Origin of the sequence: Rhodococcus ruber (assembly GCF_027270735.1) — a bacterium.
Taxonomy (GTDB): Bacteria; Actinomycetota; Actinomycetes; order Mycobacteriales; family Mycobacteriaceae; genus Rhodococcoides; species Rhodococcoides rubrum_A.
On sequence record NZ_JAPWIJ010000009.1, the window covers coordinates 94772 to 118022 of the forward strand.

General features: G+C 59.4%; 13 protein-coding genes and 1 pseudogene. 6 read left to right on the forward strand and 8 right to left on the reverse strand.

The window, feature by feature from the left end; all coding sequences use genetic code 11:
* The first annotated feature begins 14 nt into the window (after positions 1-14).
* Positions 15-830 (forward strand): hypothetical protein, encoded by an 816-nt coding sequence (locus O4220_RS20775; RefSeq protein WP_269607373.1) that lies wholly within the window; start codon positions 15-17, stop codon positions 828-830.
* A 160-nt stretch (positions 831-990) separates the two neighbouring features.
* Here O4220_RS20775 and O4220_RS20780 read toward each other — a convergent pair whose 3' ends face one another.
* On the reverse strand, positions 991-2823 hold the full coding sequence (locus O4220_RS20780; RefSeq protein ID WP_269607374.1) for a hypothetical protein: 1833 nt from the start codon (positions 2821-2823) through the stop codon (positions 991-993).
* A 305-nt stretch (positions 2824-3128) separates the two neighbouring features.
* On the opposite strand from O4220_RS20780, the gene O4220_RS20785 reads away from it, so the two are divergent.
* From O4220_RS20785 to O4220_RS20795, 3 genes are all read left to right on the forward strand, one after another.
* The gene (locus O4220_RS20785; protein WP_269607520.1) at positions 3129-8414 is read left to right on the forward strand and encodes an AAA domain-containing protein; all 5286 of its coding nucleotides are present in this window, start codon (positions 3129-3131) and stop codon (positions 8412-8414) included.
* Between the two features lie 107 nt (positions 8415-8521).
* Positions 8522-10081 carry a sigma factor-like helix-turn-helix DNA-binding protein gene (locus O4220_RS20790; RefSeq protein WP_269607375.1) on the forward strand — a complete coding sequence of 520 codons (1560 nt, stop codon included), beginning with the start codon at positions 8522-8524 and terminating at the stop codon, positions 10079-10081.
* A gap of 48 nt (positions 10082-10129) precedes the next feature.
* Positions 10130-12049 (forward strand): DUF262 domain-containing protein, encoded by a 1920-nt coding sequence (locus O4220_RS20795; protein ID WP_269607376.1) that lies wholly within the window; start codon positions 10130-10132, stop codon positions 12047-12049.
* Between the two features lie 51 nt (positions 12050-12100).
* Here O4220_RS20795 and O4220_RS20800 read toward each other — a convergent pair.
* The 5 genes and pseudogenes from O4220_RS20800 to O4220_RS20820 all read right to left on the reverse strand — a co-directional run.
* Positions 12101-12205 (reverse strand): annotated as a pseudogene (locus tag O4220_RS20800) (AAA family ATPase); the annotation flags it as partial.
* 260 nt (positions 12206-12465) lie between these two features.
* Positions 12466-13953, reverse strand: coding sequence for a hypothetical protein (locus O4220_RS20805; protein ID WP_269607377.1), 1488 nt, complete (start codon positions 13951-13953; stop codon positions 12466-12468).
* Positions 13946-15127 (reverse strand): GIY-YIG nuclease family protein, encoded by a 1182-nt coding sequence (locus tag O4220_RS20810; RefSeq protein WP_269607378.1) that lies wholly within the window; start codon positions 15125-15127, stop codon positions 13946-13948. The genes O4220_RS20805 and O4220_RS20810 overlap by 8 nt, the downstream gene beginning before the upstream one ends.
* Positions 15124-17112: a DEAD/DEAH box helicase gene (locus tag O4220_RS20815; RefSeq protein WP_269607379.1), complete on the reverse strand. Its 1989-nt coding sequence runs from the start codon at positions 17110-17112 to the stop codon at positions 15124-15126. Before O4220_RS20815 ends, O4220_RS20810 begins: the two co-directional genes overlap by 4 nt.
* Entirely contained in the window at positions 17109-19820 is a 2712-nt protein-coding gene (locus O4220_RS20820) for a DNA methyltransferase (RefSeq protein WP_269607380.1), read from the reverse strand. The genes O4220_RS20815 and O4220_RS20820 overlap by 4 nt, the downstream gene beginning before the upstream one ends.
* A gap of 338 nt (positions 19821-20158) precedes the next feature.
* On the opposite strand from O4220_RS20820, the gene O4220_RS20825 reads away from it, so the two are divergent.
* A complete protein-coding gene (locus O4220_RS20825) occupies positions 20159-20338 on the forward strand; it encodes a hypothetical protein (RefSeq protein WP_269607381.1) in 180 nt (59 codons plus the stop codon).
* A gap of 410 nt (positions 20339-20748) precedes the next feature.
* Here the strand turns inward: O4220_RS20825 and O4220_RS20830 are convergent, their stop codons facing one another.
* The gene (locus O4220_RS20830; RefSeq protein ID WP_269607382.1) at positions 20749-21441 is read right to left on the reverse strand and encodes an SDR family NAD(P)-dependent oxidoreductase; all 693 of its coding nucleotides are present in this window, start codon (positions 21439-21441) and stop codon (positions 20749-20751) included.
* Positions 21442-21531: 90 nt separating this feature from the next.
* On the opposite strand from O4220_RS20830, the gene O4220_RS20835 reads away from it, so the two are divergent.
* Positions 21532-22365, forward strand: a complete 834-nt coding sequence (locus O4220_RS20835) for a LysR family transcriptional regulator (protein ID WP_269607383.1) — start codon at positions 21532-21534, stop codon at positions 22363-22365.
* A gap of 47 nt (positions 22366-22412) precedes the next feature.
* Here O4220_RS20835 and O4220_RS20840 read toward each other — a convergent pair whose 3' ends face one another.
* Entirely contained in the window at positions 22413-23246 is an 834-nt protein-coding gene (locus O4220_RS20840; protein ID WP_269607384.1) for an NmrA family NAD(P)-binding protein, read from the reverse strand.
* Between the last annotated feature and the right edge of the window lie 5 nt (positions 23247-23251).

Here is a 23251-nt window from a genome sequence, read left to right on the forward strand (position 1 = left end):
ACCGAAGGATGTCAATGAGCTCACTGCAGCTGACCGACGACGAATACTCCCTGTACCTCGCAATACCGGAAGATGGATCATCGATCGGCAACAAGGCCGCGCGCACCAAACTTGGGAACTGGGCCAAGCCGCGATACTGGGCTGCGCGTGAAGGCTTGGTCAGCAAGCAGTTGGTGTTGATAGGTGGTGGCGGAGGTGGCAGCGTGAGGCGAATCGTGTCCGATGATGAAGTCTCTCTGGTCGGTGAGCCCGCCCGGCAGACAACGGATTTGCACGCGATCGTGGTCCGGCCACGGTCGAGGGAAAAGAGCTTGTACGGCCCACTGGTCACCACACTCGCTGACTCATGGAGCGCTCAGCGTAGGTCCGTGGCACTCGCAGTTGAAGACACCTCGAGTCAGGGCAGTAAGAAGACCGGCGGCACGTGGACTCGACCGGACATCGTCGCTGTAAATCTCAAGAAGTACGACTATCTGCCGGGGAGCTTTTTGGAAGTGACGACGTTCGAGGTGAAGCCCGCAGACTACATCGGCATCACGGCTGTGTACGAGGCACTGGCACATCGCCGTGCGGCAACACATTCATACGTCTTACTCCAGGTACCAGCTATGCGGTCCAACAGCTTGAGCGCGGCAGTCGAGGACGTACGTGTAGTCGCAACCGAACACGGAATCGGCGTCATCACCTTCGCCGACGAAGCGGATTTCGATACGTGGGACGTTCTCGACGAGGCGGTACGCAACGATCCGGATCCCGAGAAACTGAACGACTTCATCGCCACACAACTGTCATTCGATGCGAAGATCAACATTTCGGAATTTGTTCGCTGATCACGAATCGACGAACCGAACCGCCTCGTTTGTGGCGAATCGCGGGCCTACTGCTTCGCTACGTTCTTTCACTGAACCAACATGCACTTGATGGTCGGCACGGGGCTTGGATTCGACTGGGTGGACGACACGGTATCGACAAAATTTTCGGGCCTTCTCGTCAGGATTCAATCGACTTCCGCTCCTCGATAGGCTTCTTCTCTTCGAGCAGGAGTCGATCTGTTTCCGACTCCGCGGCTACGAGTGCCTTTGGGCCGAGACCCTTTTCGAGCATGAACGCGAGCAGGCGCGAGACGGTGAACTTTCCTGAGTGCAACGCTTCGAGTGCTGGGGATTTCGGGTCGCTGTAGACGGACAAACGGTTGATCCGTGCAGAGAGCTGCGTCTCCAGGTCCGTGATCTGGTACCAGAGATCCTCGTCGTAGGGTAGTTCCAGAATCCTTCGAGCGTGCTCCACGGCTACGCGCAGTACCAAAGTGTTCGAGTCGTTGATCGGTTGGGCCGGACCTCCGCCCGCCGTTGCCGCTGTCGTCGCAACGGCGGCTCCCGTTCCGGCGAGTCCACCGAGCATGGCAAGGCCGCCTACCATGCCACCTGGGCCGAGAGCGGCCAGACCACCGGTCAGTGCGGCGGCACCGAAAACGCCGGCGGGTGCCGCAACAATCAGCCCGACGGGTCCAGCAGCGACGATTGCGACACCGGCTGCCGCGGTGAGTACACGTCCCCACGGCACCCCTCCTTTGCGGCTGACGTAGCCCTGGACATCTTCGATTGCACTTCCGATCTTGGTGCCGGTTGAACGCTGGAACCCCAATTCGACGGTCAGGTCGGCAAGTGCATCTTTCGGCGCGCGCTCTACATTGATCTCGTACGGTTCGATCAAGTTGGTCATCGCGAGCACAACGAGCTCGCTGACTGCTTCATGTAGTTCCCACCGATGGGGAAGCGTCGGAACTGTGCCTCGCGCGAGTTCGTACAACTCGGGTGCGACAGTCGTATCGGACGCTGCGGCTGCGGCTTCGATCTGTGCGACCACTTCGTCTTGCTGCGCGCTCAGCGCGTCTGCATATCGGGCGGCGGCGTTCTTGTCCTTGATGTGCCGCTGAACTGCATGTCCGAAGTGAAGTGACAACAAAATGCTGGCTTCGTTGTCCCCTAGTCGAACAGCGATGCCTGACTCCCGAAGGGCCACTGCCTTTGTCGGATACAGCACATCTGCTATCAGGCCGGACACCGAAGGGTGCCCGAGATACTTGCTTGCTCCGTGCTGTCCGCCGATATCGATGGTGAAATCCTGCGCGCCCGGAAACGTCGACGCGAGCCCGCGCCCACCAGTCACGACGTCTCGTCTGTCGAAGAAGTTGGTCCAGTCGTCGACTCGCGCGTAGGGGAATTTCTTGAGAAGCCGGTCGCTGTTCTCGTGCAGCGGCCGAGAACTTGCCGGACTACCGATTGTGATGAAGCGGCGAACGTGTAGTCCTTCATGCAAGTTGTCGAGTAGGTCGATTGCCACGACGCTTCCCAGGCTGTGGCCGACGAGGATGATGTCGCCGCTTCCCGGAAGGTTGTCGAGAATCAGCTGGAGAATCGCCCCGCGGGTGCCTTCGCTCTGCATGTACCGCTTGACTTGCGGGAGGTCGTACCAGGGAATGGCGTTGATGGCAGCTTCCTGGAGGATGGAAAGAGGGGCCTCTGGAACTCTGTCGAAGCCGAACGATCGGACGCCCGACTCCGACCCCAGCTTGCGCTGGACCTTCGCCTGGCGTCTCTCGAATTCACGACGTCCGGAAGCGTCGTCCTTGGGCTTGTACGTGACCGGAGGTACCTTGGCCGAGACACCCGCAGTGTTCAGGAGCGACCGGTACCGAGGCGCAATCACGCGTTCCTTTTCCACCGGCGGATGACCTGCCTGCATCAGGCCTCGGTTGAGCCCGTCGAGCCAGCCCATTGTCGGGTCGCCGTCGCCAATGCCGTGCAGGAAAACAATTCTCATCTCACGTGCCTTCTGTAAGTGCTTGGTCTAATTCATAGCCATCAGGGTCTCGGGTCACTTTGCACTATCGGTCCGACAGCGTTGACGCCCCCTAGCTCACGTTCATCCAATCGAATGAACGTCGGCACGAAACCGCAGGACGCTGTGATCATCTCCGATTTCCTCTTCGGCTTGCGAAACAAATGTCCGATTCAACCGATACATTGACGGCAGGGCGAGTACGTCGCCTCGGAGTTCGGTTATTGGAGTAGACATTGGCTGGTCGCGAGCACGACGCAGAGCTCAAGAGTCGGGTGAAGCGCCTGATGCAGTTTCTTCGCGAGATCGTGAAGTCCCGAACCAGCCCCATTCTTCGTGTTCACGAGCATGCTCAGGTCGAGTGGTTGTACCGCTACGACCGCGTCACTCAGATCGACGTATCGGTTGAGCAAGGTGGAGTAGCTGTTCGCGCTCCGCGTGTCAGCGTCGAAGATCCTCCGCAGGTTCCGGCATCACTCACGGGCTGGCTGGACCCGAAAGAAGTCGCAGACAGCCGCACGCCGTCAATAGCTCTAGCAGAAACGGGACAGGTCTCCGGCGGACTGGTGTCTCGGGACTCCGCCGAAGCATCCGGATTACGTCGAGAGTTCTCGCAATGGCTGCCGAAGTGGCAAACGTGGGCAGCATCAGACCGCATCCGTCGGCCCCAAGCGGAGCTATACACAGCGTTGCAGATGATGATGCAAGAGCTCGCAGCTCGCCCGGAGTCCATCGAGCTCGTGCTGGCTTCGGGGTTGTTGAATGTCAGCTCACCAGACCCCAAGCTGTCGATGCGAACGCACATCGTGACGCAGAGTGCCGGTGTCGAGAGGGACGAAGCGTCGGGTGACTTGGTCGTGCGTCTGACTTCGCTGAGCTCACCGAGGCTCGAAGACACGCAACTTCTCACCGGCCGAGAAGAATTCGACCCGTCCGGGTCACTGGGACTGCAAGAGGTCCTGCGAGAGCATGCGACGTCACCGCTGAGCGAGGGGGTGTTGAAGTTCTTGAAGGAGTGGGCACCGCGCGCGCTGAATCAGACGATCGACGTGAACGACGAGAACGAACAGCCGGCCCCGACTGCAAACAGGACCCTCACACCATCGCCAGCGCTGGTCTTGCGTAAGCGTGGTGCATTCGCCTTGGTCGAGTACTACGAGAAAATGATCGTGGACGTTGAGCGCGACGACTCGCCGGTTCCGCTTGGTCTCGCACAGCTTGTCGAAGCCATCGAGCCACACGACCGTCTCGACTGGCTGGAGCGGCTGGGTGCATCCGCATCATCGACGCTTGCTGACGATCCGCTCTTTCCCCTACCTGCCAACGCCGAGCAGTCGCAGATCCTGGAACGCCTGGGCCGCGACAGCGGAGTCGTCGTAGAGGGCCCGCCGGGAACCGGTAAGACACACACCATTGCGAACCTCGTCTCAGCACTCCTCGCACGCGGACAACGAGTGTTGGTCACCAGTGAGAAGTCTCAGGCACTACGCGTGCTGCGCGACAAGCTCCCGGCCGAGATGCAAGAGCTGTGCGTGTCCATCACCGATCTGGCGCGCGGGGGATCCCACGAGCTGAACAAGAGCGTTGCGACGATTGCAGAGCGCAAGTCTTCGTTCAACGAACGAGCCGAAGATCAACGCATCGACGACCTTGCGGTTCGACGGCAGCGGGCCCGTCAGAATCGGTCGACGATCCTCGAACGCATCCGGTCACTTCGCGAATCCGAGACGTACCAGCACCCTCGGATTGCCCCTGGTTACTCCGGTACCGCCGCTGCAATCGTGAAGGAGGTCAGGGCAAACGAAGAAGCCTTCAGCTGGCTACCCGGACCATTGCTCGCGAACGAGTCGCCCCTGACCGGTGCCGAAATAGATGAACTGCGTGCGCTGATCAATTCCGCTTCCACGACCAGCGATAGCCGCCCGCCGCGGCCGTTGCCACCGATCGACACGCTCCTTCCCGATAGTCAGACGCTGGAGAAGTTGTTCCGCCGAGTCACTACCGAGATCGCTACACAGGGAGCCGAATCCGCTCAACTGATCCAGATTCTCGACGGTGTAGATCCACCAACAGCACAACGTGTTCGCGAGCTGTGCGAAACATTGGACGGCCGAGTCGATGACGTGCGCGAGCTCGAACCTCACTTTCAGCAGCTCGCCGACGAGGTCCTGTCCGGACAGGCCGACTACTTGTGGGCACGTGTTGCAGGACTGCCTGCGCTGCTCGACGCGGCTGTCCAAGCCGATTCAGTCGTGGGTCATCGCGACGTCCACAGCTCCGATACATCGGGTCAAGCCCTCTCCGTGCTCGACCAACTCGCAGCAGCACTGGAAGCCGGCTCCGAATGGAAACCTGGTCGCTTCTTCAAGAGTGAGCAGCAGAAGGCCTTCGAGCAATCCGGAATCACGGCAACGATCGATGGCTCGCCCGTGTCGAGCGCATCGGCGGCCCGCGCAGCCGCCGAACACGTCAGGGCTTTGGCTGCGATCCGGAACGCCGGAACGCTTCTCGCTGATTTACGCATTCCGGTCGTCACAGACGGATCGCGCGGCTTTCAGGTCAACAGCTTGCAGTCCACCCTCCGGGCTCTGGATCAGTTGCGCGCGGTGGCGACCGCGAGGGATGAGCTTGCGAGTACCCTCCGTTCGATCTCGCTGAGCTATCCGCGTGTTCGGTCTCTGACCGAAGCATCGTCGATTGCAGGTGCCGCCGGTGCGATCGCAACCCGTGCCGATGTCGAGGATGCACGTCGGGAACTGGACGCCTTGGTTCGCGCCGTGTCCATCGAGTTCGATCGCGCACCTTCGCCGGAGGGCGATGCGCTCATCCGTACCTTGGCAGCGGCCGATACGGACCTATTCGCAACGGCCGGCGAGCTTTACATCCTGGCCTGCAACGAAACACGTGATCAGATACGGCTGAGTGAGCTCGAATCACGGCTCAGCAACGTTGCGCCGAACCTTGCAAAGCTCGTGCGGAGCACGGCGAACGACGAGCAATGGGACGGCATCGGCTGGGGCCTTGAGAAGGCGTGGGCATGGCGACGTGCGCAAGAGTGGGTCATCGATCAGCATCGGACCGGACGCGAGCAGGAACTCGACGCTGACCTCAATGCACTCGACGCTGATATCGCTCAGCTGACCTCCCAGCTCGCAGCTGCCAGCGCCTGGCGAGACTCCTTGAAACGAATGACCGCCATCGAGGTTCAGGCCTTGCAGACTTACCGGGACCACATCTCGAATCTCGGTATGGGCACAGGAAAATATGCAGAAAAGTACAGCAGCGCAGCGCGTTCGGCCATGATCGAAGCGCAGAGCGCGGTGCCGGCCTGGGTCATGCCTCTGCAGCAGGTTCTTGACTCTATCCCCGCCAAGCCGAATTCCTTCGACGTCGTCATCGTCGACGAAGCAAGCCAGGCAGATATCACGAGCCTGTTCTTGCTGTGGCTTGCTCCGCGCGTCATCGTCGTCGGGGACGACAAACAGTGCACACCGAGCGAGGTGTCGAGCGGCGCGTTGGACGTAATTTTCGACCGACTGGATCTCTACTTGCACGACCTGCCCGAGCATGTGCGCACCACCCTGACTCCGCGGTCCAGTCTCTTCTCCATGTTGCGCACCAGATTCGGCCAAGTTGTGCGCCTTCGGGAGCATTTCCGCTGTATGCCTGAGATCATCAACTGGTCGAGCAACCAGTTCTACCGCGACTCGCCGTTAATTCCCGTGAGGCAGTTCGGAGCCGACCGTCTCCCCCCGCTCGCTCATACATATGTCGAAGGCGCGATCAACGCAGGCAAAAGCGCGACGCTGAGAAACGAAGCTGAGGCAGCAGCCCTCGTCGATCAAATGATCGAATGTTTCGACGACCCTGCCTACGACGACAAGACTTTCGGTGTTGTTGTGCTGCAGGGACAATCGCAGGTCGACGTGATCAGGAACCTGCTTCTTGCCAAAGTCAGCACTGAAGTATGGGAGGAAAGGCGTCTCAGAGTAGGAACCCCGCCCGACTTCCAGGGCGATGAGCGAAACGTCATCATGCTGTCGATGGTCGTTGCACCAGAGCACAACTTCGCATCCCTGACCAAGAGCGAGTTTCAACGACGTTTTAATGTCGCGGCGTCGCGTGCTCAGGACCAGCTCTGGCTGTTCCATTCGGTGACCGCCGATCGCCTGAGGTCGACCGACCTTCGTCAGTCGCTTCTGACGTACGTCAGTTCGACATCTCCGGCCCCCGCTGCAGCGATGCCGGAAAACGTCAGCCGTGATGTTCGGCAGGCACCCTTCGACAGCCTCTTCGAGCAGCGGGTGTTCAATGACATTGTCGCCCGCGGTTACCACATCAACCCTCAGGTCGAAGTGAACGGCCGGCGACTAGACCTCGTCGTCACCGGCGGTGCATCGCGCATCGCAGTCGAATGTGACGGCGACGCCTGGCATTCGACTCCTGAGCAGGTCCGCGCAGATCTCGAACGCGAGCAGGAGATCAAGAGGGTCGGGTGGACGTTCTGGCGGGTTCGTGAGTCCGAGTACTACCTGGATCAAACAGCTGCCCTGTCGACGCTGTGGGAAACGCTCGACGATTTAGGTATATCACCCTATTCCGTGGCTGCAGCTGCAGTGGATGAAGCGGTGCCGGCATGGTCGCCGGTTGTACTGACCGCGGACGAGTCGATCGTCGAGGAAGTAGCAGAGGAAGAGGCGCTTGCAGCATTACCCGTGGTGCCGACGCCGCGCGTTGTGGCTGTCCCGACACCAGCGCGGGAAACCGCGGCACGAGCAAGCGATCGACCTCTTCCCGCGGCGGTTGGCCAATCAGATCGAGAGCCTGAACACCGGGGAGCTGCCGCCGATTCGTCGGTAAGGCTTCAACCGCGCGTCTTCGAAGCGGGTGTAATGAAGGAGCTGCAGCGAGGACGAGCGACTCAATCAGAACTCGAAAGACGCTTGATAGTTGGTGAGGGTGCTCTCGACGACACTTTGAATCACCTTGTATTGAAACGCCGGCTAGTGACGCAGGGGAGCGGCGCCGAACTTCACTACAGTGTCCGACCGCTTCGAGTCGAGTCCGAATCGAACGTGCAAGACGCTGCGCCGACGCGAGACCCGCAGGCTCACAAGATTGTGTCGCGCAAAGACATCAGAGAGCAGCTGATCGCACGTGCTGCCGAAGCAGCCGTGACGGCCCATGAAATTACTACCGAATTAAGCGTCTCAGATGACATTGTTCGCGCGGTCGGGCGAGGGTTGGTGAGCGAAGGACTGCTCGAAGAAGACGATGGCACCTACACGCTGGCGAGACCGTCGACCTCGGTTGCCACCGAGCCCGCAGCTGCCGAGTCCAAGAATGCAAGAAGCAAAGAATTACCCAAACCCGAAATCGCCGTCGCTAAACAGCTGCTTGTAGCTGCGGCGTGGGACGTCGGAACGAAGCTGAACATCTCACGCGCGTGCAGGGTCACGGGATTCACGCCTGCCGAAGTCCAAGGTGTTCTTGCTGAACTCGTCCAGGACCGAAGGCTGGTGAAGCAGACCGACGGAAATACATCGGTGTGGATCAAGAATCGTCATCTATGAAGACGGCAAATGCAGTGCGTCCGCTCCGACAGTGGCAGGCTGAGGCTCTGCTGCAGTGGCAGCGAGCTGGCAATACCGGCGTGGTGCAGGCAGTGCGAGGTGCAGGCATGACCGAGGTGGGTGCCACCGCCGTCGTTGCAGCGTTGAACCGTAGGCTGCAATCGGTTGTGGTCGTCCAGGATTCGGACGCCGCCGTGGCATGGATTCAGATGCTGGCGGAAAGGGCACCGACCGCAACGATCGAAAATTTGGACGCACAGACTGACCAGGATGCGGATGTGATTGTCGCGGAGGCCGGATCGTTGAGGCGGCTCCGGCATGCTGGGCGACGCACAGGTGGTTTGCTTGTAATTGACGACGTTCATCTCTTGGTTGCGGCCGAGCGCAGTGAGCTGTCTAGTCACCGGTTCCAAGAACGCCTGGGGTTGGCGGACTATGCTGCGGGTTGGGTACCGACTTCACTCGCAAAAGAATTCGATGCAGTCATTGTTGGCTGCGACTACAAAAGAGCTCGACGAGACGGCCATTCAGCGCCTCTGCGAGTGCTGATGGTTGGAGTGCCGTTCAAGGCTGAAGAGCTGAAGCGCTACACCAAACACGATGAAGCCGCGAGTCGTACGCGTTCGGACCTTGTTCGGCGATACCGATGCCGCACGAACAGCGAAGACAACTTTGAGTCGGACGTTCGACGATTGGCGGACGGGCCCTCGTCGGATTCCGGCACGCAGGCCGCCCGCCGCTATCAGGCGTCGATCAATGAACGCCGGAACTCTGTCGACGGCTGCATCGGTAAAATTTTCGCTCTGCGTGAACTCTCGCAAGTGTTCAAACGCAGCGGACATACGCTCGTCTTTACCGAAACCAGTTCGTTGGCAAGCCGACTGGCAGAAGTTCTGTTGGAGGAGAGGATCCTTGCAGCGCCTTTCTCAGCGAGACTCGACGCAGGTGACCGCAAAGACTTGGAGTCGAGCTTCGAGGAAGGCGTGATGAGCGTGTTGACTGTGCCTGCCGAACTGGATGCCATGACAGCAATCCCCGGTGCAGATATTGCGGTGCTTGCGTCGTCCAGTCGCACCCGTCATTCGCTGTCGCACCGAATGGGTCGGGTAGTGGGAACTCGCGATTCGGCGTGCCCGACCAACGTTGTCGTCCTGTACATGGAAGGTACCATCGAGGATCCGAAGATCGGCACTCGCGGTACGTATCTCGACGAGCTTATATCCGCGGCGACTGAGGTCGTGACCGTCGACGTTGAGGGTGCGGTCGAGACGCTGGCCCGTTGGACTGTTTCGATGAATCAGATTGCTGCTCTTCGAAACACGGATAGACGCGACGATCGATCATTAGAGGAACTCGCCTTCAGGATCGTCGACGACGAGCCGCCAGCGGTCGGCCTCGACAACGACAGGTCCGGCATCCGAGAGCTTCTGCGACGAACGACTGCCAGCCCGACGATGGACGAGGTCGACCAGGTGCTGCGGGGTCTGGCGATTCTCGAGGAGCGAGAGGTTGCCGTCGTCATCGCTAGATACGGCCTGGACGGAGATGATCGGCGGACTTACCCTCAGATCGCGGCGGGCGTCGGGGTGTCTGCGGGGCAGGTCAGTCAAATCGAGAAGGAAGCGATTTCGAAGGTCCTTCACGCGCGGGACGGGAGTGCCAGCTGAATCGGATCTTTGTACTGCCATCGCGGTCCCCGATTGAAGGATTGTGGTGTGGAGAGCGGCCGCAATCAAATTCTTACTAAGATAGGACAGAAAATCATGGGTAGCATTACGCCGCATTATCGAACTGTCACACAGTTGCTTCAGAGTCGATCTTTTTCCATAGATGAATATCAGCGCGAGTATAAATGGAGCCAACAGAATATCGAGGAATTGATTACTGACCTTCAAGGTAAGTTCGAGTCTGCCTACCGGGCTGGTGACACCCCCAAAAATGCTAGCGAGTATCCGGACTATTTTCTTGGCTCGATCATTGTCACCAAGAGGGTAGGTAAAAATTTTCTCGTCGATGGGCAACAGAGAGTCACTTCGTTGACTCTCTTTCTCATATTCTTGTATCGCGAAGCGAAAGAGCGCAACTTCGCAGTGGCTTCGACAATTGAACCGCTAATTTTCTCCGACAACTATGGCGAGCGACAGTTTAACTTAGACGTGACGGAGCGTGTTCCGGTGATTCGCGCACTTTTTGGTGGCGAGGAGTACAACCCGGACGGCAAAGAAGAATCTGTGCAAAACATCATCGACCGGTACCGGGACATTGAAAACATCGGATTGATCGAGGGCCTTGGTGACGGATTGGAGTCATTTATATACTGGCTTCTTAATAATGTCGGACTGATTGAGATTGCCACCGACTCAGACGCGCATGCCTACTCGATCTTCGAGACTATGAACGATCGCGGAAAGCCGCTAAGTCCGGTTGACATGCTGAAAGCGTACCTTCTCGGTTCGATTGCGGACACAGCTCAGCGGGCAGATGCCAATGGGAAATGGAAGAAGACTGTATCGGAACTGATCTCATGGGCATCGGAGCCGAACCCGGAACGCGATTCGAGCTTTGTTAAAGCATGGTTGAGAAGCCAGTATGCCGAGACCATTCGAGACCGCAAAGCTGGAGCGATTGATATGGATTGGGAGCTGATTGGCACAGCGTTTCACAGGTGGATTCGCGATAACGCTACTGTTGTGGGCGTGGGTTCGTCTGCAGACAATTACCTTCTAATGACTGAGAGCTTTCCATTTTTCGCACGTGCGTACCTCAAAATACAAGACGCCAGCCGCAATTACACGTCCGGGCTGGAGTCTCTATTCTTCAATGCACACAACGACTTTACTTGGCAAAGCACTGTCCTTTTGGCGTCTCTTGATCCGATGGACGACGACGACACGGTCAATCGTAAATTGGCTGCGACTGCTACATATCTTGATATTTGGATAATGCGTCGAACGGTCAACTACGTCCGGGTGGGATACTCGGCTGTGAGTTATGCCATGTGGATTCTCTGCAAGGAGATAAGGAGGAAGTCAGTAAATGAGCTCGTGGATATATTGGTCGCGAAGCTGTCCAGTGACGATGTTTCATTTGATGGTAGCCAATCGAGGGGACGTGGAGGCGTAACAGAATTGCGGCTAAACCAGTTCAGTCGCAGGTACATCTATCACCTACTTGCGCGTCTGACCGCCTTTACCGACGTACAGTCCGGGAAGCCCGACATCTTCGACAAGTATGTCGACCGGAAGCAGAAGAACGCCTTCGACATCGAACATGTTTGGGCTGATAAGTATCGTAGGTATGCTGACGAGGTAGCAAACGAGCAGGAGTTTGACAACGTCCGAAACAACGTAGGCGGACTTGTGCTTCTACCCGCAGACGTCAACCGCAGCTACCAAGATCGCACCTTCGAAGAAAAGTCGCCTCATTATGCGAAGCAGAACCTGTACGCGGCGAGTCTCACCAAAGCCGCGTACCAGCACCAACCTCAGTTCAGAAACTTTATTCAACGCGAAGGCCTTGGGTTCAAAGCCTACGACGACTTCGGTGCCGATCAACAAGCGGAGAGGCGCCAGCTTGTCCTTGAGCTGGCGAAACGTGTCTGGTCGGTTGAGCGAGTTTCCGCATTTCGAGTTTGAACGACCCGCGGTTTTGACTAGACTCAGCGAATTTCCAACTCATCGTTGGTTTCACTGCAGTGGTTGGCGGGTTCCGGTAACGGCTTTGCGGAGCTTCTTCGATCTGGCGTTGTGGTCCCGCAGGCGTTAAGAGTCGCCGTCAAGGTTGACCATGAGGAAGTGAACCGGAACTGTACGTGGCTTTGACTTGAGAATCGAAGTCAGTCACGGTCATAAGCGACACCCCAGTGCTTCCGCCTGCAAAGATGGCAGTTTGAAACGCAACGTGCGGTCGGCTGAAGGAAGAATAGGTGAATCGCACCTGCAGCCTTCACGGTCAGCATGAACGAATTGACTGACGGCTGTTTCAGGCAAGATTGATTTGTCTGGACAGTTGCGCGCTGTGCCCGGCGACGATCGTGTGCGTCACAACCTGGTTAGACCTTGGAGGCCGACTCCTTCGGCGACGCATCGATGACGATGACTTCCATGGTGTCCGGCTTGTTCAGGCTGAGGGCCTGTACCGCTTTCTCGGTCTTCCCGATCTCCTGCTGTGAGTACGCGATCACGACGAACAGAGCCGAGTCGGTGCCGTTCGCCTTCTTATAGACCTCCACCTGGTTCTCCATGTTGCGCTTGAGCGAGCTGCTCTTGGCGAGCTTGAACTCGATCAAGGTCTTGTCGAGCCCCATCGAGATTTTGAAGTCGACTGGGCCGCGCCCGTTGTTGACTTCCCGGTTGATGTCGAATCGGGACGCCTGGAGCAGCAGCCCGAAGAAGATCTGGACGTCTTGTTCGCTTGATAGTCCCGTGCCGTTGCCCTTGTTGATGTTGCGCCAGCCGTCCTGGTTCTCGACGTAATTCTTAAAGATCTCGACGGCTCGCCGCGCTTCCTGCTGCGAAGTCCAGAGCTTCTCATAGAGCGGGGTTTTTTGCGCGATGTCGTGCGCGGCCCGCTGCACCTGGTCGCGGAGCGCCTGGGTGTCGTCAACTTTCCGGCGGCTCTGGGCGATGGCCTGGTCGCCGGTGTCCTCCTTGGCCTTGATGTAGCAGTCGACGAGCTCAGGAAACGAGCGGAGCGCAAGTGCGCGTGCCTCTCGCTGTTCCTTGGCAGACGACTTGCTGGTGAGTCGTTGGCCGAGGTAGTGGTTGACGTCCGCGCGGAGCTGATGATTCTCCGTCGCTTCGAGGACCATGTCAAACGACCGCTCCAGGTCGGAGCGATTGATCCACGTGTCGTCCTTCGTGAGGATGTCCACGGGTGTCAAGATTACGAAGTCATCCTCGGTGAAAGGGAGGTCGTAGGTCTCGGCAGCCCACGTCTCGGTCCGGTAGTTGAACTTCGCTCGTGCGACTGGAATTCTCTTTCGGCTTTCCGGCGGGAGGTGAGTCATCGCGAACTCGCTGGTGTAACGGAGCAGGAAATGCTTGATCAGGTTCGTAGTCAAATCCGAGATGGTGTCTCTGCCAACGCCGTTGCTCACGAGCGCGAGCTTTTCGACGTGGCTCGAGCTGGTCAGCGGCTCGTGGCCGACGTTCTGCAGGAGGTTGCCGAGCGCCCCGTGTAGCGCGACCGCAAATTTCTTGCCCAAACCGTGGCCGCGATTGCTGCCGACGGTGAAACCGAGCCAGTTCTGTCGGACCTCTTTGAAGGTGTACCAACTCTTGATGCGACCTGGATCGAGGTCCTCATCCGCGTGATCGCGAAGGAAGCACAGATAGCTGACGATTTGCTCGTGCAACGCTCGGTACTCTTCCTTGTCGCTGTTGAACAGCAGGAACGGGTCGATGAAGACAGGAAGGTCAGAGACGACGGAGATGTCAAATGCGCCCCAGTCCTCGAGCACACTGGGAGATACGTTGAATCGATCGCTGAAGTAGATGCCGGCAGGGTCGGCAACCCACGCAGACTGCTGCTCAGCCACGCTCGACCAGCTTCTCCCGCTCATTATCGTAGACGTAGTCGGTGATCTCGCCGGACATGATCATCGCGACCGCCTGGTTGATGACGTGGAGCGGCACCAAGAACCATTCGGAAGGGTCGTAGTCGCGACCTTCCTTGCTGACCTGAGTCAGATCTAGCCGCACATCGGCGAAGACGCGGTGCAGCAGGTGCTCGAGCCACGACGCTCGGACGTTGTAGAGCCGGTAATCCGCCAGCACCTCGACCGGAGCCATGAGGTACGTCGGCGACTTCTGGGCGTTCTTCAGGCGGGTTTCAACGCTTGTGGTCGAGAAGCCGATCTTGTGGAGGTTCTGCATGTTGGCGATCAGAGGGTCAGTACTCAGCGACTTCAGGACGTAGATGTGGCCACTCTCCACGTCCGGGTCGAAGATCTCGTTCGTGCCGTATCCGGTGCGCGTCAAGACTTGTCCCTGCGCTTCGTACATACGGGTCATCAAGCTCTGCTTGTACATCGCCGACTCGGTGCCGTTTTCGAACACGACTTTCAAGCGCTGCTTCTGCCTGGGCTTCCCGCCGACGACCAGGTCCACATCCTCACCTACCTCGGCGACGAAGCACATCACTCCGTTAAGTACGAAGAAAACGCCCTCGCGGATCAGATCCAGTCCGCTGAAGGGCATCAGCGTGTAGGTGCCCTCGGTGAGCTCCGCGTGCTTCGCCTTGAACAACGGCTTATAGCGCTCGAAGTCGTCGGACTTCACCCGCTGGGCGACTGACTCCGGTGACTCCGGGCGCTTGATCACCGGCAGATCCGACACGTCGAGGATGCCGCTCTCGTCGCTGAGCAGGTCGTCGAGGTCGTCTCCCTCCAGCAGATCATCGATCGATGCCGGCGCTTCCCGCGTGGCGAGCAGCCCAAATTCGTCCAGGTGTTTGACCGCTGAGGCCCGTTCGTCGTTCGCCAGGAGTCCGTCGAGCCGCGCGCCCAGCTTGCGCTCCGCGATCTCGTGAGTGCTTGAACTCGGTACCCGCCCGTAGGACCGATAGAACTCGACTATCTCCAGGAAGGCCCGCTCGAGGCGGTCCGAGGAGGTGACCTTCTGCGGCTTCTCAGGAGCGTTCAACAAGTCGTCGTCGAGGATGTCGTCCAAGCTCAGCGGACCCGATGCCTCGACGATCTCGTCCTCACTCATGCGTCGGTCTCCAATTCCGTTGCGCGCCTCTGAGCATCACGCTGCTGCTTGAGCTTCTGCAGGTACAGGAGGGCCTCGGCCATGCGCTTCTCCTGCGGATCCTCCGATCGCACGTTCGGTCGCTTGCCACCGTTGACCTGAACCCAGGTCTTGATCTTCGGGTAGAGCGCGAGCGCCTCTTCTTCGGTGAACTCGACACGGGTGGCGAAGATCTGGTCCTGGATGATCCGCAGCACCGACGGAGTGACCGACTTCGACATGACCTCGAAGGCGCGCTGGAAGGGGTTGACCGAGTCGATCAGGTTAATGCTGAGTTCGTCGATGTTGACGAACTTCTCGGCCATCTTGATGAAGCGCTTGTCGCCGACTGGGCGCACCTCGCCGTTCTTGATCACAGAGTCGACGACGACCTGCTGGCGCACTTCCTCGACCTGCGCATCGGTGAGGTCAGGGTACTTCTCGCGGATGATCTTGGGGATCAGGACCTGGTTGGCGGTCTCGGCATCGATCGCGCCAGCGGCGGCGCGTGCGAACGTGTCGTCCTGGAGGATGGTCGCCTTCAGATCGTTGAGGTCCGTCTCGACGATTTGCTTGACGCGCTCGGTCGAAGGTTCCTTGAAGCCCTTGATCTTCAGCTCGCCAGGGGACTTCGAGTCATCACCGTCGAATTTCTTCGTTTTGAACTGGAAGTTCTGCGCCAGAACCTGCTCCATCAGCAGCGACGCGGTGATCGCCTTGAGCATGTTGTTGACCGAGACCTTCACCTCGCCCTGCGAGGCGTCAGGCTCGGCGATGAGGTTTGTGAACTGAGCGTGGGACTTTCCCACGGAATCTCGTGTGACCCGGCCGATGATCTGGATGACTTCAGTGAGCGATGCTCGGTAGCCGACCGTCAAGGCGTGCTGCGCGAAGGGCCAGTCGAAGCCCTCCTTCGCCATGCCGAGGGCGACGATGATGTCGACGGCGTCGCGGTCCTTCGAGGCGGTGTGCGCCAGGTAATGGAGTGTGTCGCCGCGTTTCTTCTGATCGGTGTCATCGACCAGGTCGGCGACGCGCACGATCTGGCCGGTGTCCTTGCGGCGCACGTTGATGACGCCCGTCTCGGGGTCGGTGCTTTCGACGAGCCCGATGGCGTCGATGATGAAGCCGACCTCTTCGAGCTTGTCCTTTGTCGACTCACCGGAGTTGACGTTCGGGATGTGCACGATGGTCTTCTTGTCGAGATCGAGGACCTCGCCGATCGCGTCGGTGTAGCGGCCTTGGTAGAAGTGGTGGCCGATGCCGAGCGAGCGCAGGTGCTCGTAGCCATTGAGCTGGTCGTAGTAGTTAAAGGTGACTGGGGTGAACTTCGCTTCGTCCTCCGGCGAGAGCACCGGCACTGAGTCGCCGCGAAAGTAGGAGCCGGTCATTGCCACAATGTGCACGTCCGAACCGTTCATCACGTCTCGGAGCATCGCGCCCAGGCGTGACGTCTCCGTATCTGCAGAGACATGGTGGAATTCGTCGATCGCCAGCACGGTCCCGTTGAAGGCTTCCGGTGCGAGCTTCTCGAAGGCGAACCGCAGCGTCGCATGCGTGCACACCAGGGTTGCGTCGAGTCCCTCGAGGAATTTGATGAACGCGTCGACCTTACCAGCGGACGAACCTGCGTCGCAGAGGTTGTGCTCGTACTTGATCTCCCAGTCGGCGAAGAAGCCGAACTTTGTCAGTTTGGTCGGTGCGAAGGATGCGCCGATCGAGCGCTCAGGTACCGCGACGATGACCTTCTTGCGGCCTTGGTTGTAGAGCTTGTCGAGCGCCACGAACATCAGCGCACGGGACTTGCCCGAGGCCGGCGGGGCCTTCAGCAGGAGGTGCTGTGCGTCGCGCTTTGCGAAGACCCGCTGCTGCATCTCACGCATGCCTAGTACGTCTGTGTTCACCGACGCCTTTGTCTGCGCGTAGGTGACGTTGACTATGTTGACGGGCTTCTTGATCGAGTTCACTTAGCGGACCTCCGGGTCTTCTTCGCCGGGACCTTCGTGGCTTCTTCGGCGGTCATACGCTCGTACATACCGAAGAGGTCTGACAGTCTCTGCTCGTCGGTCTCGTAGGGCTTCTTGGAGTAGATCGAATCGACGAGCGCGTCTAGATCGGCGTGCGCCTCGCGAAGGTCGTCCGGCATCTTGTCCGGATCATACAGCTCTGCCAGCGTTCGTTCGCACTGGTATTCGCGGACATCCAGTACGCGCAGCGCGGAAACTGTTAGCTTCTCCTTTATCGCGTCGGAGAGCGGCGGAACGGGGAAATTGTTGTAGACGATCGTGTTCGAGTAGCGATAGTCGGTCTTCATTTTTCCGCCGACGGCCCTCGTCCAGATCATGTGCGTCCGCGAAGCGAGGAGACCGAATAGCCATAGCTCTGCGTCGTACACCGCGAACGCTAGGTCGGAGATCACCGTCTCAGGTCCCATAAATCCGATGGGGATGTATGCGCGGCGTTCTGAAGAAGTCTTCGGCACTAGGATGAACTGCGTTTCCTGGTAGCTCCGGTATCCGAACCGCCACGGCACCGATGCAAGGTCCTGGGTTGCCTTACGCTTGCTTCTGGAGCGGAACTCACTAACCCGGCCGATGCGAGCAGAAACTTCGAGGACGTTGCGGGCAGTTTCGCGGTCTCGGTCCGGAATCCAGAGGGCGAAGCGTTCCTTTCCTTTGATGAACTCGTCGGAGCCAAGGAAGGGTCTAATGAATTGTGCTGCGGTCGCGTTATTTCGGAGACTGTCAGCCTCCTCGGAGGTAAGTACGAGGTTGCCGTCATCAATGGGCATGCTTCCAGACCCCATCGTCGGAAGGCTATTCCGCGGCTTCATCGATTTTGATACATAGATCGTTGCTGCATCTGCTAGGTAACCGTTTATGTTCTGTGCTGAGATCTTAAGATCATCGGTATACAGATACTTCGGACCCGACCGAATCGCGCGCAAACTAATGACAGCGACAGTAACTCCAGCGTTCCGCTTGGCGTTGTTTTCCCACTTGAACGACGTGTAAGCGAAGCTGATCTCAATGTTCTTCGCGAAGATCCTGGGAAACATCAATCCAACGTGCTCGCCCTGCGCGACCGAGTTGGTCGTCACGAACGCCAACTCAGCCCTGGTGTCCTCGATGTAATCTGCGCCTTTGGTGAACCAGATTGCAATGTAGTCGAGATTCTTCGAGTATTCGCGTGCACCGAACGCTTGCAAGAAGTCGGTTTTCATTTCTGGCGTCTGATACTTGGCACCCTTGTACGGCGGGTTTCCGATCAGATAGATTTCCCCGCCGTCGTTGGGGCAGACGTTATTCCAGTCGACATATGCGGCGTTGCCCTGCTCAATCCGGCCAGTCTCTTTCAGAGGAATCAGTGGGATCGCCAGGTTGAACTTCTCTTTGAACTCAGTATTCATCTGGTGTTTCGCGATCCACAGCGACAGGATTGCCACCTCGGTAGCGAAGTCGGCGAGTTCAATACCATAGAAGCTTTCGATGCTGATCTTCGACTCGGCAAACAGTACCTGGTGCCTCTGGTCGAGGTCGGCGAGGCGTTCAAGGATTGCATGCTCGAGTTTGCGTAGTTCTTTGTACGCGATAACGAGGAAATTACCGGATCCACAGGCAGGATCGAAGACCTTGATGGCGCTGATCCGCTCCAGCAGCGCCTCGAGCCGGCGAACGGAGTCGAAGTCAGCGTCGAACTGCTCGCGCAGGCCATCGAGGAACAACGGCTCGATGGCCTTGAGAATGTTCGGCACCGAGGTGTAGTGCTGCCCGAGGTTACTGCGCTCATTAGGGTTAACGACCGCCTGGAACATCGACCCGAAGATGTCGGGGTTGATCTCGCTCCAGTCGAGCGTGCCTAGGGCGATCAGCAAGTCACGCGCGATTTTGGTGAACCTCGGCACTACCTGCTCAGACCCCATAGTGAAGAGACGACCGTTGACGTAAGGGAACGAAGCCAGGTGCGATGCCTTGTCCACCGGATCCTCGGTGTCCAGAGCGGTAAACAGCGACGCCAAGAAGTCGTCCACGTCCGACCCATCAACCTGGGTATGCGAGCCGACTGCATTGGTGAACTGGCTCCTGGCGAATATATCGGTGTCCTCGGCGAAGAAGCAGAACAGCAGCCGCGCGAAGAACACGTTCAGCCCGTGCCGGCCGTGCGTCCCGTCGGTCAGTCCGGGGTTCACGCGCAGCAGCTCGTCGAAGAGCTTGCCCATACGCTCAGCGGCTTTCACGTCGGCGTGGGCCTCGGCGACGTACTGTGCTTTCTCCATGCCTGCCCAGGGGAGGAAAAAGGTGAAGTGCTGATCAATCTCGCGGATCGGGAAACCGATCGTCTCACTTGTCTTTGTGTCCGCGGCGAAGAGATCCACGTAGTCGGTGACGATGACGAATCGGGTGCTGAAGCGCACGACATCCGGTGACGTTTTGAGTTCTTCGAGCACAGCCAGGGGATCGCTGGTCGTCTCTTTGAAGTAGACGACCTTCTTCTGGGCAACCTCGCCCACGGGGTCAGCGGCGACGTTCAGATCGCCATTGCGCAGTCGCGTCATGCTGCTCCGCGGCTTCCCGTAGGCGAGCAGGAGGTCGAAGATGAACTCGCGGTCGTAGGTCTCACGCCCGGCCAGCGGCGCGACGCGTTCTTCGACGGCCCTCAAGTTGCGTCTCGCCATGCCTGTACCTCTCCTCAATCCGCTCGGGCTCCCGCGTGAAATCCTATCCGCACGGTTCGCCCTGGGTTTGGGGCTCGGTTGAAATGTCGCGTGGCCCGGTGTGTATCGAAGCTTTTGCATCGAGCTGAGGGGCACGGGATGTCAATTACGGGGCAGGCTTTGCTACGGGCGTCGAGGACGACCGTGAAGTGACTCGCAGCTACCTCGGCTCAGGACGTCACTCCGCGGGCTCGTAGGTGACGCTCCCCAAGGAAGGGGCCTCGTCCTCGCGAAGCGCCCAAACGGCGATCACGGGAGCCGTCCGATGCGATTCGCCGAGCTTGGGCCGACCAGGATGCATGCTCACCGACGACCTCGTGGCCGCGGTCCCAGCCCCCGGTCTCCGCCATCTTGCGGCGATGGCCGGTCCCGACCAGGCCCTGACAGTGCTCGTCGAGCATGCGTTCCGTTCCAGCCTGTCTGAACCGGGGGATCCGCATCTGCCGCACACACCCGTCGGAGTTACAAAGGTCGACTAGGTGGCGGGTGCTTTGCTCGGTGATGATGCTTAATCTTCAACTCGGCCAAGTGGGTGTGTAAGAGCCGAGCACTGCGTGCTTCGCTACTAGTCCGGTGTCGGCGGTATCCATCTTGGCTACTCTTTGGTCTGCCGCGAAGATTACAGACAACGGAGACGGTTGTTCTCAGGCCGCTATCGCGGACTGCCGTTAACTGAGTGGACATCGTTCGGGGTTCGGCACCCGATCGCCGTGACGGCAGCCTTCGATTCCGTGGCGGACTACCAGCATCGGAAGCGATCGGCCGGTATCGATGCGCGCTCGGCATCGGTTTTCACCCCGCAAGATCGCAGACGAGCGCGAGGGGAGTAGGGGATCTCCTATGGTCCCCCTCGACCCCGCCGGCGATGGTCACCTCGTCATCGAGAGTCCTACCAGGCCACCGATCCGGCGTCGTCGAAGAATCCGCCCCGCGGGCCGTCGTCGGGGAGGGTGGCGAGCTCGAGTGCGATGCGCGCACCTTCCTCCGGCGTGCGAGGGGATGCGAATCCGGTGAAATCCGTTGCCACATAGCCTGGACAGCATGCATTCACGATCACCGCAGTGTTCACGAGTTGCCGTGCGTACTGCACGGTCATCGCGTTCAGCATGGTCTTGGATGGAGCGTATGCCGCCATTATCGGGCCGGTCTGTAGCGCCAGCGAGCCCATGTTGCTCGAGACATTGACAATGCGGGGCGAGGCAGACCGAAGAAGCGTCGGAAGCAACGCGTTCGTCACTCGGATGACCCCGAATACGTTGGTATCCAGCGTAGTCCGCAAAACGTCGATATCCAGCGTCGTCGGATTCTGTTGGTCGCCGCCGGAGATGCCTGCGTTGTTCACCAGTATGTCCAGGTCGTGGATCGAGTCGGCGGCGGCGGCAACGCTGGCGTCGGAGGTGACATCGAGGGGGACTCCGAACGCGTCGATGCCCTCGGCACGAAGCTTGTCGACCGCGTCCTGTCGTCGTGCATCGTTGCGGGCCCCGACTCCCACTCTGATTCCCTGCAGTCCGAGTCCGTGCGCGATGGCAAAGCCGATCCCTTTGTTGGCGCCGGTTACCAGCGCGGTCTTTGTCGTCATGCGATCCATGGTCGGCGTCGAGCGCGGGTGCGTCCAATACCGATCGACCAGCCAGTGATACTCGACGGGTATCACAGCTACGCTGTCGGAGTGGACGATCTCGAAACACGCGAACTCCGGTACTTCATCGCCGTTGCCGAGGAGCTGCACTTCGGACGCGCAGCGCAACGCCTGGGGATCGCCCAGCCACCGCTCTCGCGAGCGATCAGCAGGATGGAGCGCCGACTCGGCGTTGCTCTCCTGGATCGGAATCGCCGCGGAGTCGCACTCACTGCTGCCGGTGCTGTGTTTCTGAGGGACGCTGCGACGGCGCTCGACGCCGTCGCGGCGGCTGCGCAGCGAGCACGAGCCGCCGGTGCCAGAGTCGAGCTGGTGACCAAAGCCGGTGCGTCCCACGAGCTCCTACGCCGCGTTCTCGATGCGTACCCCGCTGACGTGGATGTCATGTTGTGTGAAGTCGGTGAGCAGGCCGAATATCTTCGCCGCGGTGATGCCGACGTGGCGTTGATGCATCGCCCCGTCGATGACCTCGTCGGGTTCGACTCCGAGGACCTTCTCACCGAAGGGCAGGTCGTGATCGTTCCGCGTGATCACCCCTTGGCCTCGAAAGGTGAACTGACCATGGACGATATCCGCGACGTCCCGGATCTGCCGATGGCCCGCTGGCCACAGCTCGACGGAACCTATCCAAAGGGGCCCGGGCCTGAGGTGCGCGCTCAATCGCAGATCGCCCAACTGGTCGCGCTGGGTCAGGCGCTGCTGGTGATCCCGGCGTCGAGTCGCGCGTGGCAGTGGCCCGAGCATGTGGCCGTACCTGTGACCGATGCACCGATGATCACAACGGTCATCGCGTGGCCGGCCGGAGTCCGATCGCCAGCGGTATCGGCACTGGTCCGGTCGGCCGTGGGGATTGCGTTCGAGTGAGGGACCGCAGCCCTCGGCATTCCCGCGGAGTAGCTTGCGCGCGAGGGCTATAGGACCAGAGCGCGGACAGGTGTCGGCTCTCGGCCCAGCAGCGCTGTGGTGACAACGCTACTAGCCAGGAAGTCACGGTCGTTGTAGTACTCGAACATCGCCGAGAGGCGCTGTTGCGCATCGGGACTCAATCCGGTGCCATGAACGCTCATCCACTCGTCGACACCAATGGACTCCATCGACACCGCCCGGCCCGTCATGGCCTCGACCAGACGCACCAGGTCTCGCACGCTCAGCATCTCCGGTCCACCCAGCTCGTATGTTGCCCCGTGATGCCGCTCTGCACCCTCGACCAGAATCCGGGCAGCCACCTCGGCCACATCGTCGAGGCTGACGAAGGAGAACTTGGTGTCGAGGCTATAGGGCACAACGAGACTCGGAGAACCGGTCAGAACTGCCTCGAAGTTCTGCGCATAGGCGCACGGCTGCAGGATGGTCCAGTGCATGCCGCGCTTCGAACCGAAGGCACGCAGCTCGTCTTCGCAACGAGCCTTGTCCATGTGATGCGGCATCCGCGGGCTGTACGGCCAGGCCACCGAGTGGTAGACGACGTGGTCGACGCCTGCCGAAGCCGCTGCTTCCAGCGCCCGCGAAAGTAGAGCGGGCTCATCCGGATGCACGTTGGGTGCAATGAAATACACGCCACGGCACCCGGTGAAGGCCTCGACAAGGCCTGCCCCAGTCTCCAAGTCCACCGGATAGTCCCGCGCAGAACGACTCAGTCGCCGTACGACCGCCACGCCCTCGAGTGCGGCGGCGACGGCTCGTCCGGTCTTGCCCGTGGCACCGACGATCGCGATGTCGGTGCCACGGGAAACATCAAGCTCCATCAGTG

What these genes read in the sequence shown, in the direction of transcription:
- O4220_RS20775 (WP_269607373.1), top strand. Translation starts at nt 15, where the DNA reads ATGAGCTCACTGCAGCTGACCGACGACGAATACTCCCTGTACCTCGCA.
- O4220_RS20780 (WP_269607374.1), bottom strand. Translation starts at nt 2,823, where the DNA reads ATGAGAATTGTTTTCCTGCACGGCATTGGCGACGGCGACCCGACAATG.
- O4220_RS20785 (WP_269607520.1), top strand. Translation starts at nt 3,129, where the DNA reads ATGCAGTTTCTTCGCGAGATCGTGAAGTCCCGAACCAGCCCCATTCTT.
- O4220_RS20790 (WP_269607375.1), top strand. Translation starts at nt 8,522, where the DNA reads ATGACCGAGGTGGGTGCCACCGCCGTCGTTGCAGCGTTGAACCGTAGG.
- O4220_RS20810 (WP_269607378.1), bottom strand. Translation starts at nt 15,127, where the DNA reads ATGAGTGAGGACGAGATCGTCGAGGCATCGGGTCCGCTGAGCTTGGAC.
- O4220_RS20820 (WP_269607380.1), bottom strand. Translation starts at nt 19,820, where the DNA reads ATGGCGAGACGCAACTTGAGGGCCGTCGAAGAACGCGTCGCGCCGCTG.
- O4220_RS20825 (WP_269607381.1), top strand. Translation starts at nt 20,159, where the DNA reads ATGCTCACCGACGACCTCGTGGCCGCGGTCCCAGCCCCCGGTCTCCGC.
- O4220_RS20830 (WP_269607382.1), bottom strand. Translation starts at nt 21,441, where the DNA reads ATGACGACAAAGACCGCGCTGGTAACCGGCGCCAACAAAGGGATCGGC.
- O4220_RS20840 (WP_269607384.1), bottom strand. Translation starts at nt 23,246, where the DNA reads ATGGAGCTTGATGTTTCCCGTGGCACCGACATCGCGATCGTCGGTGCC.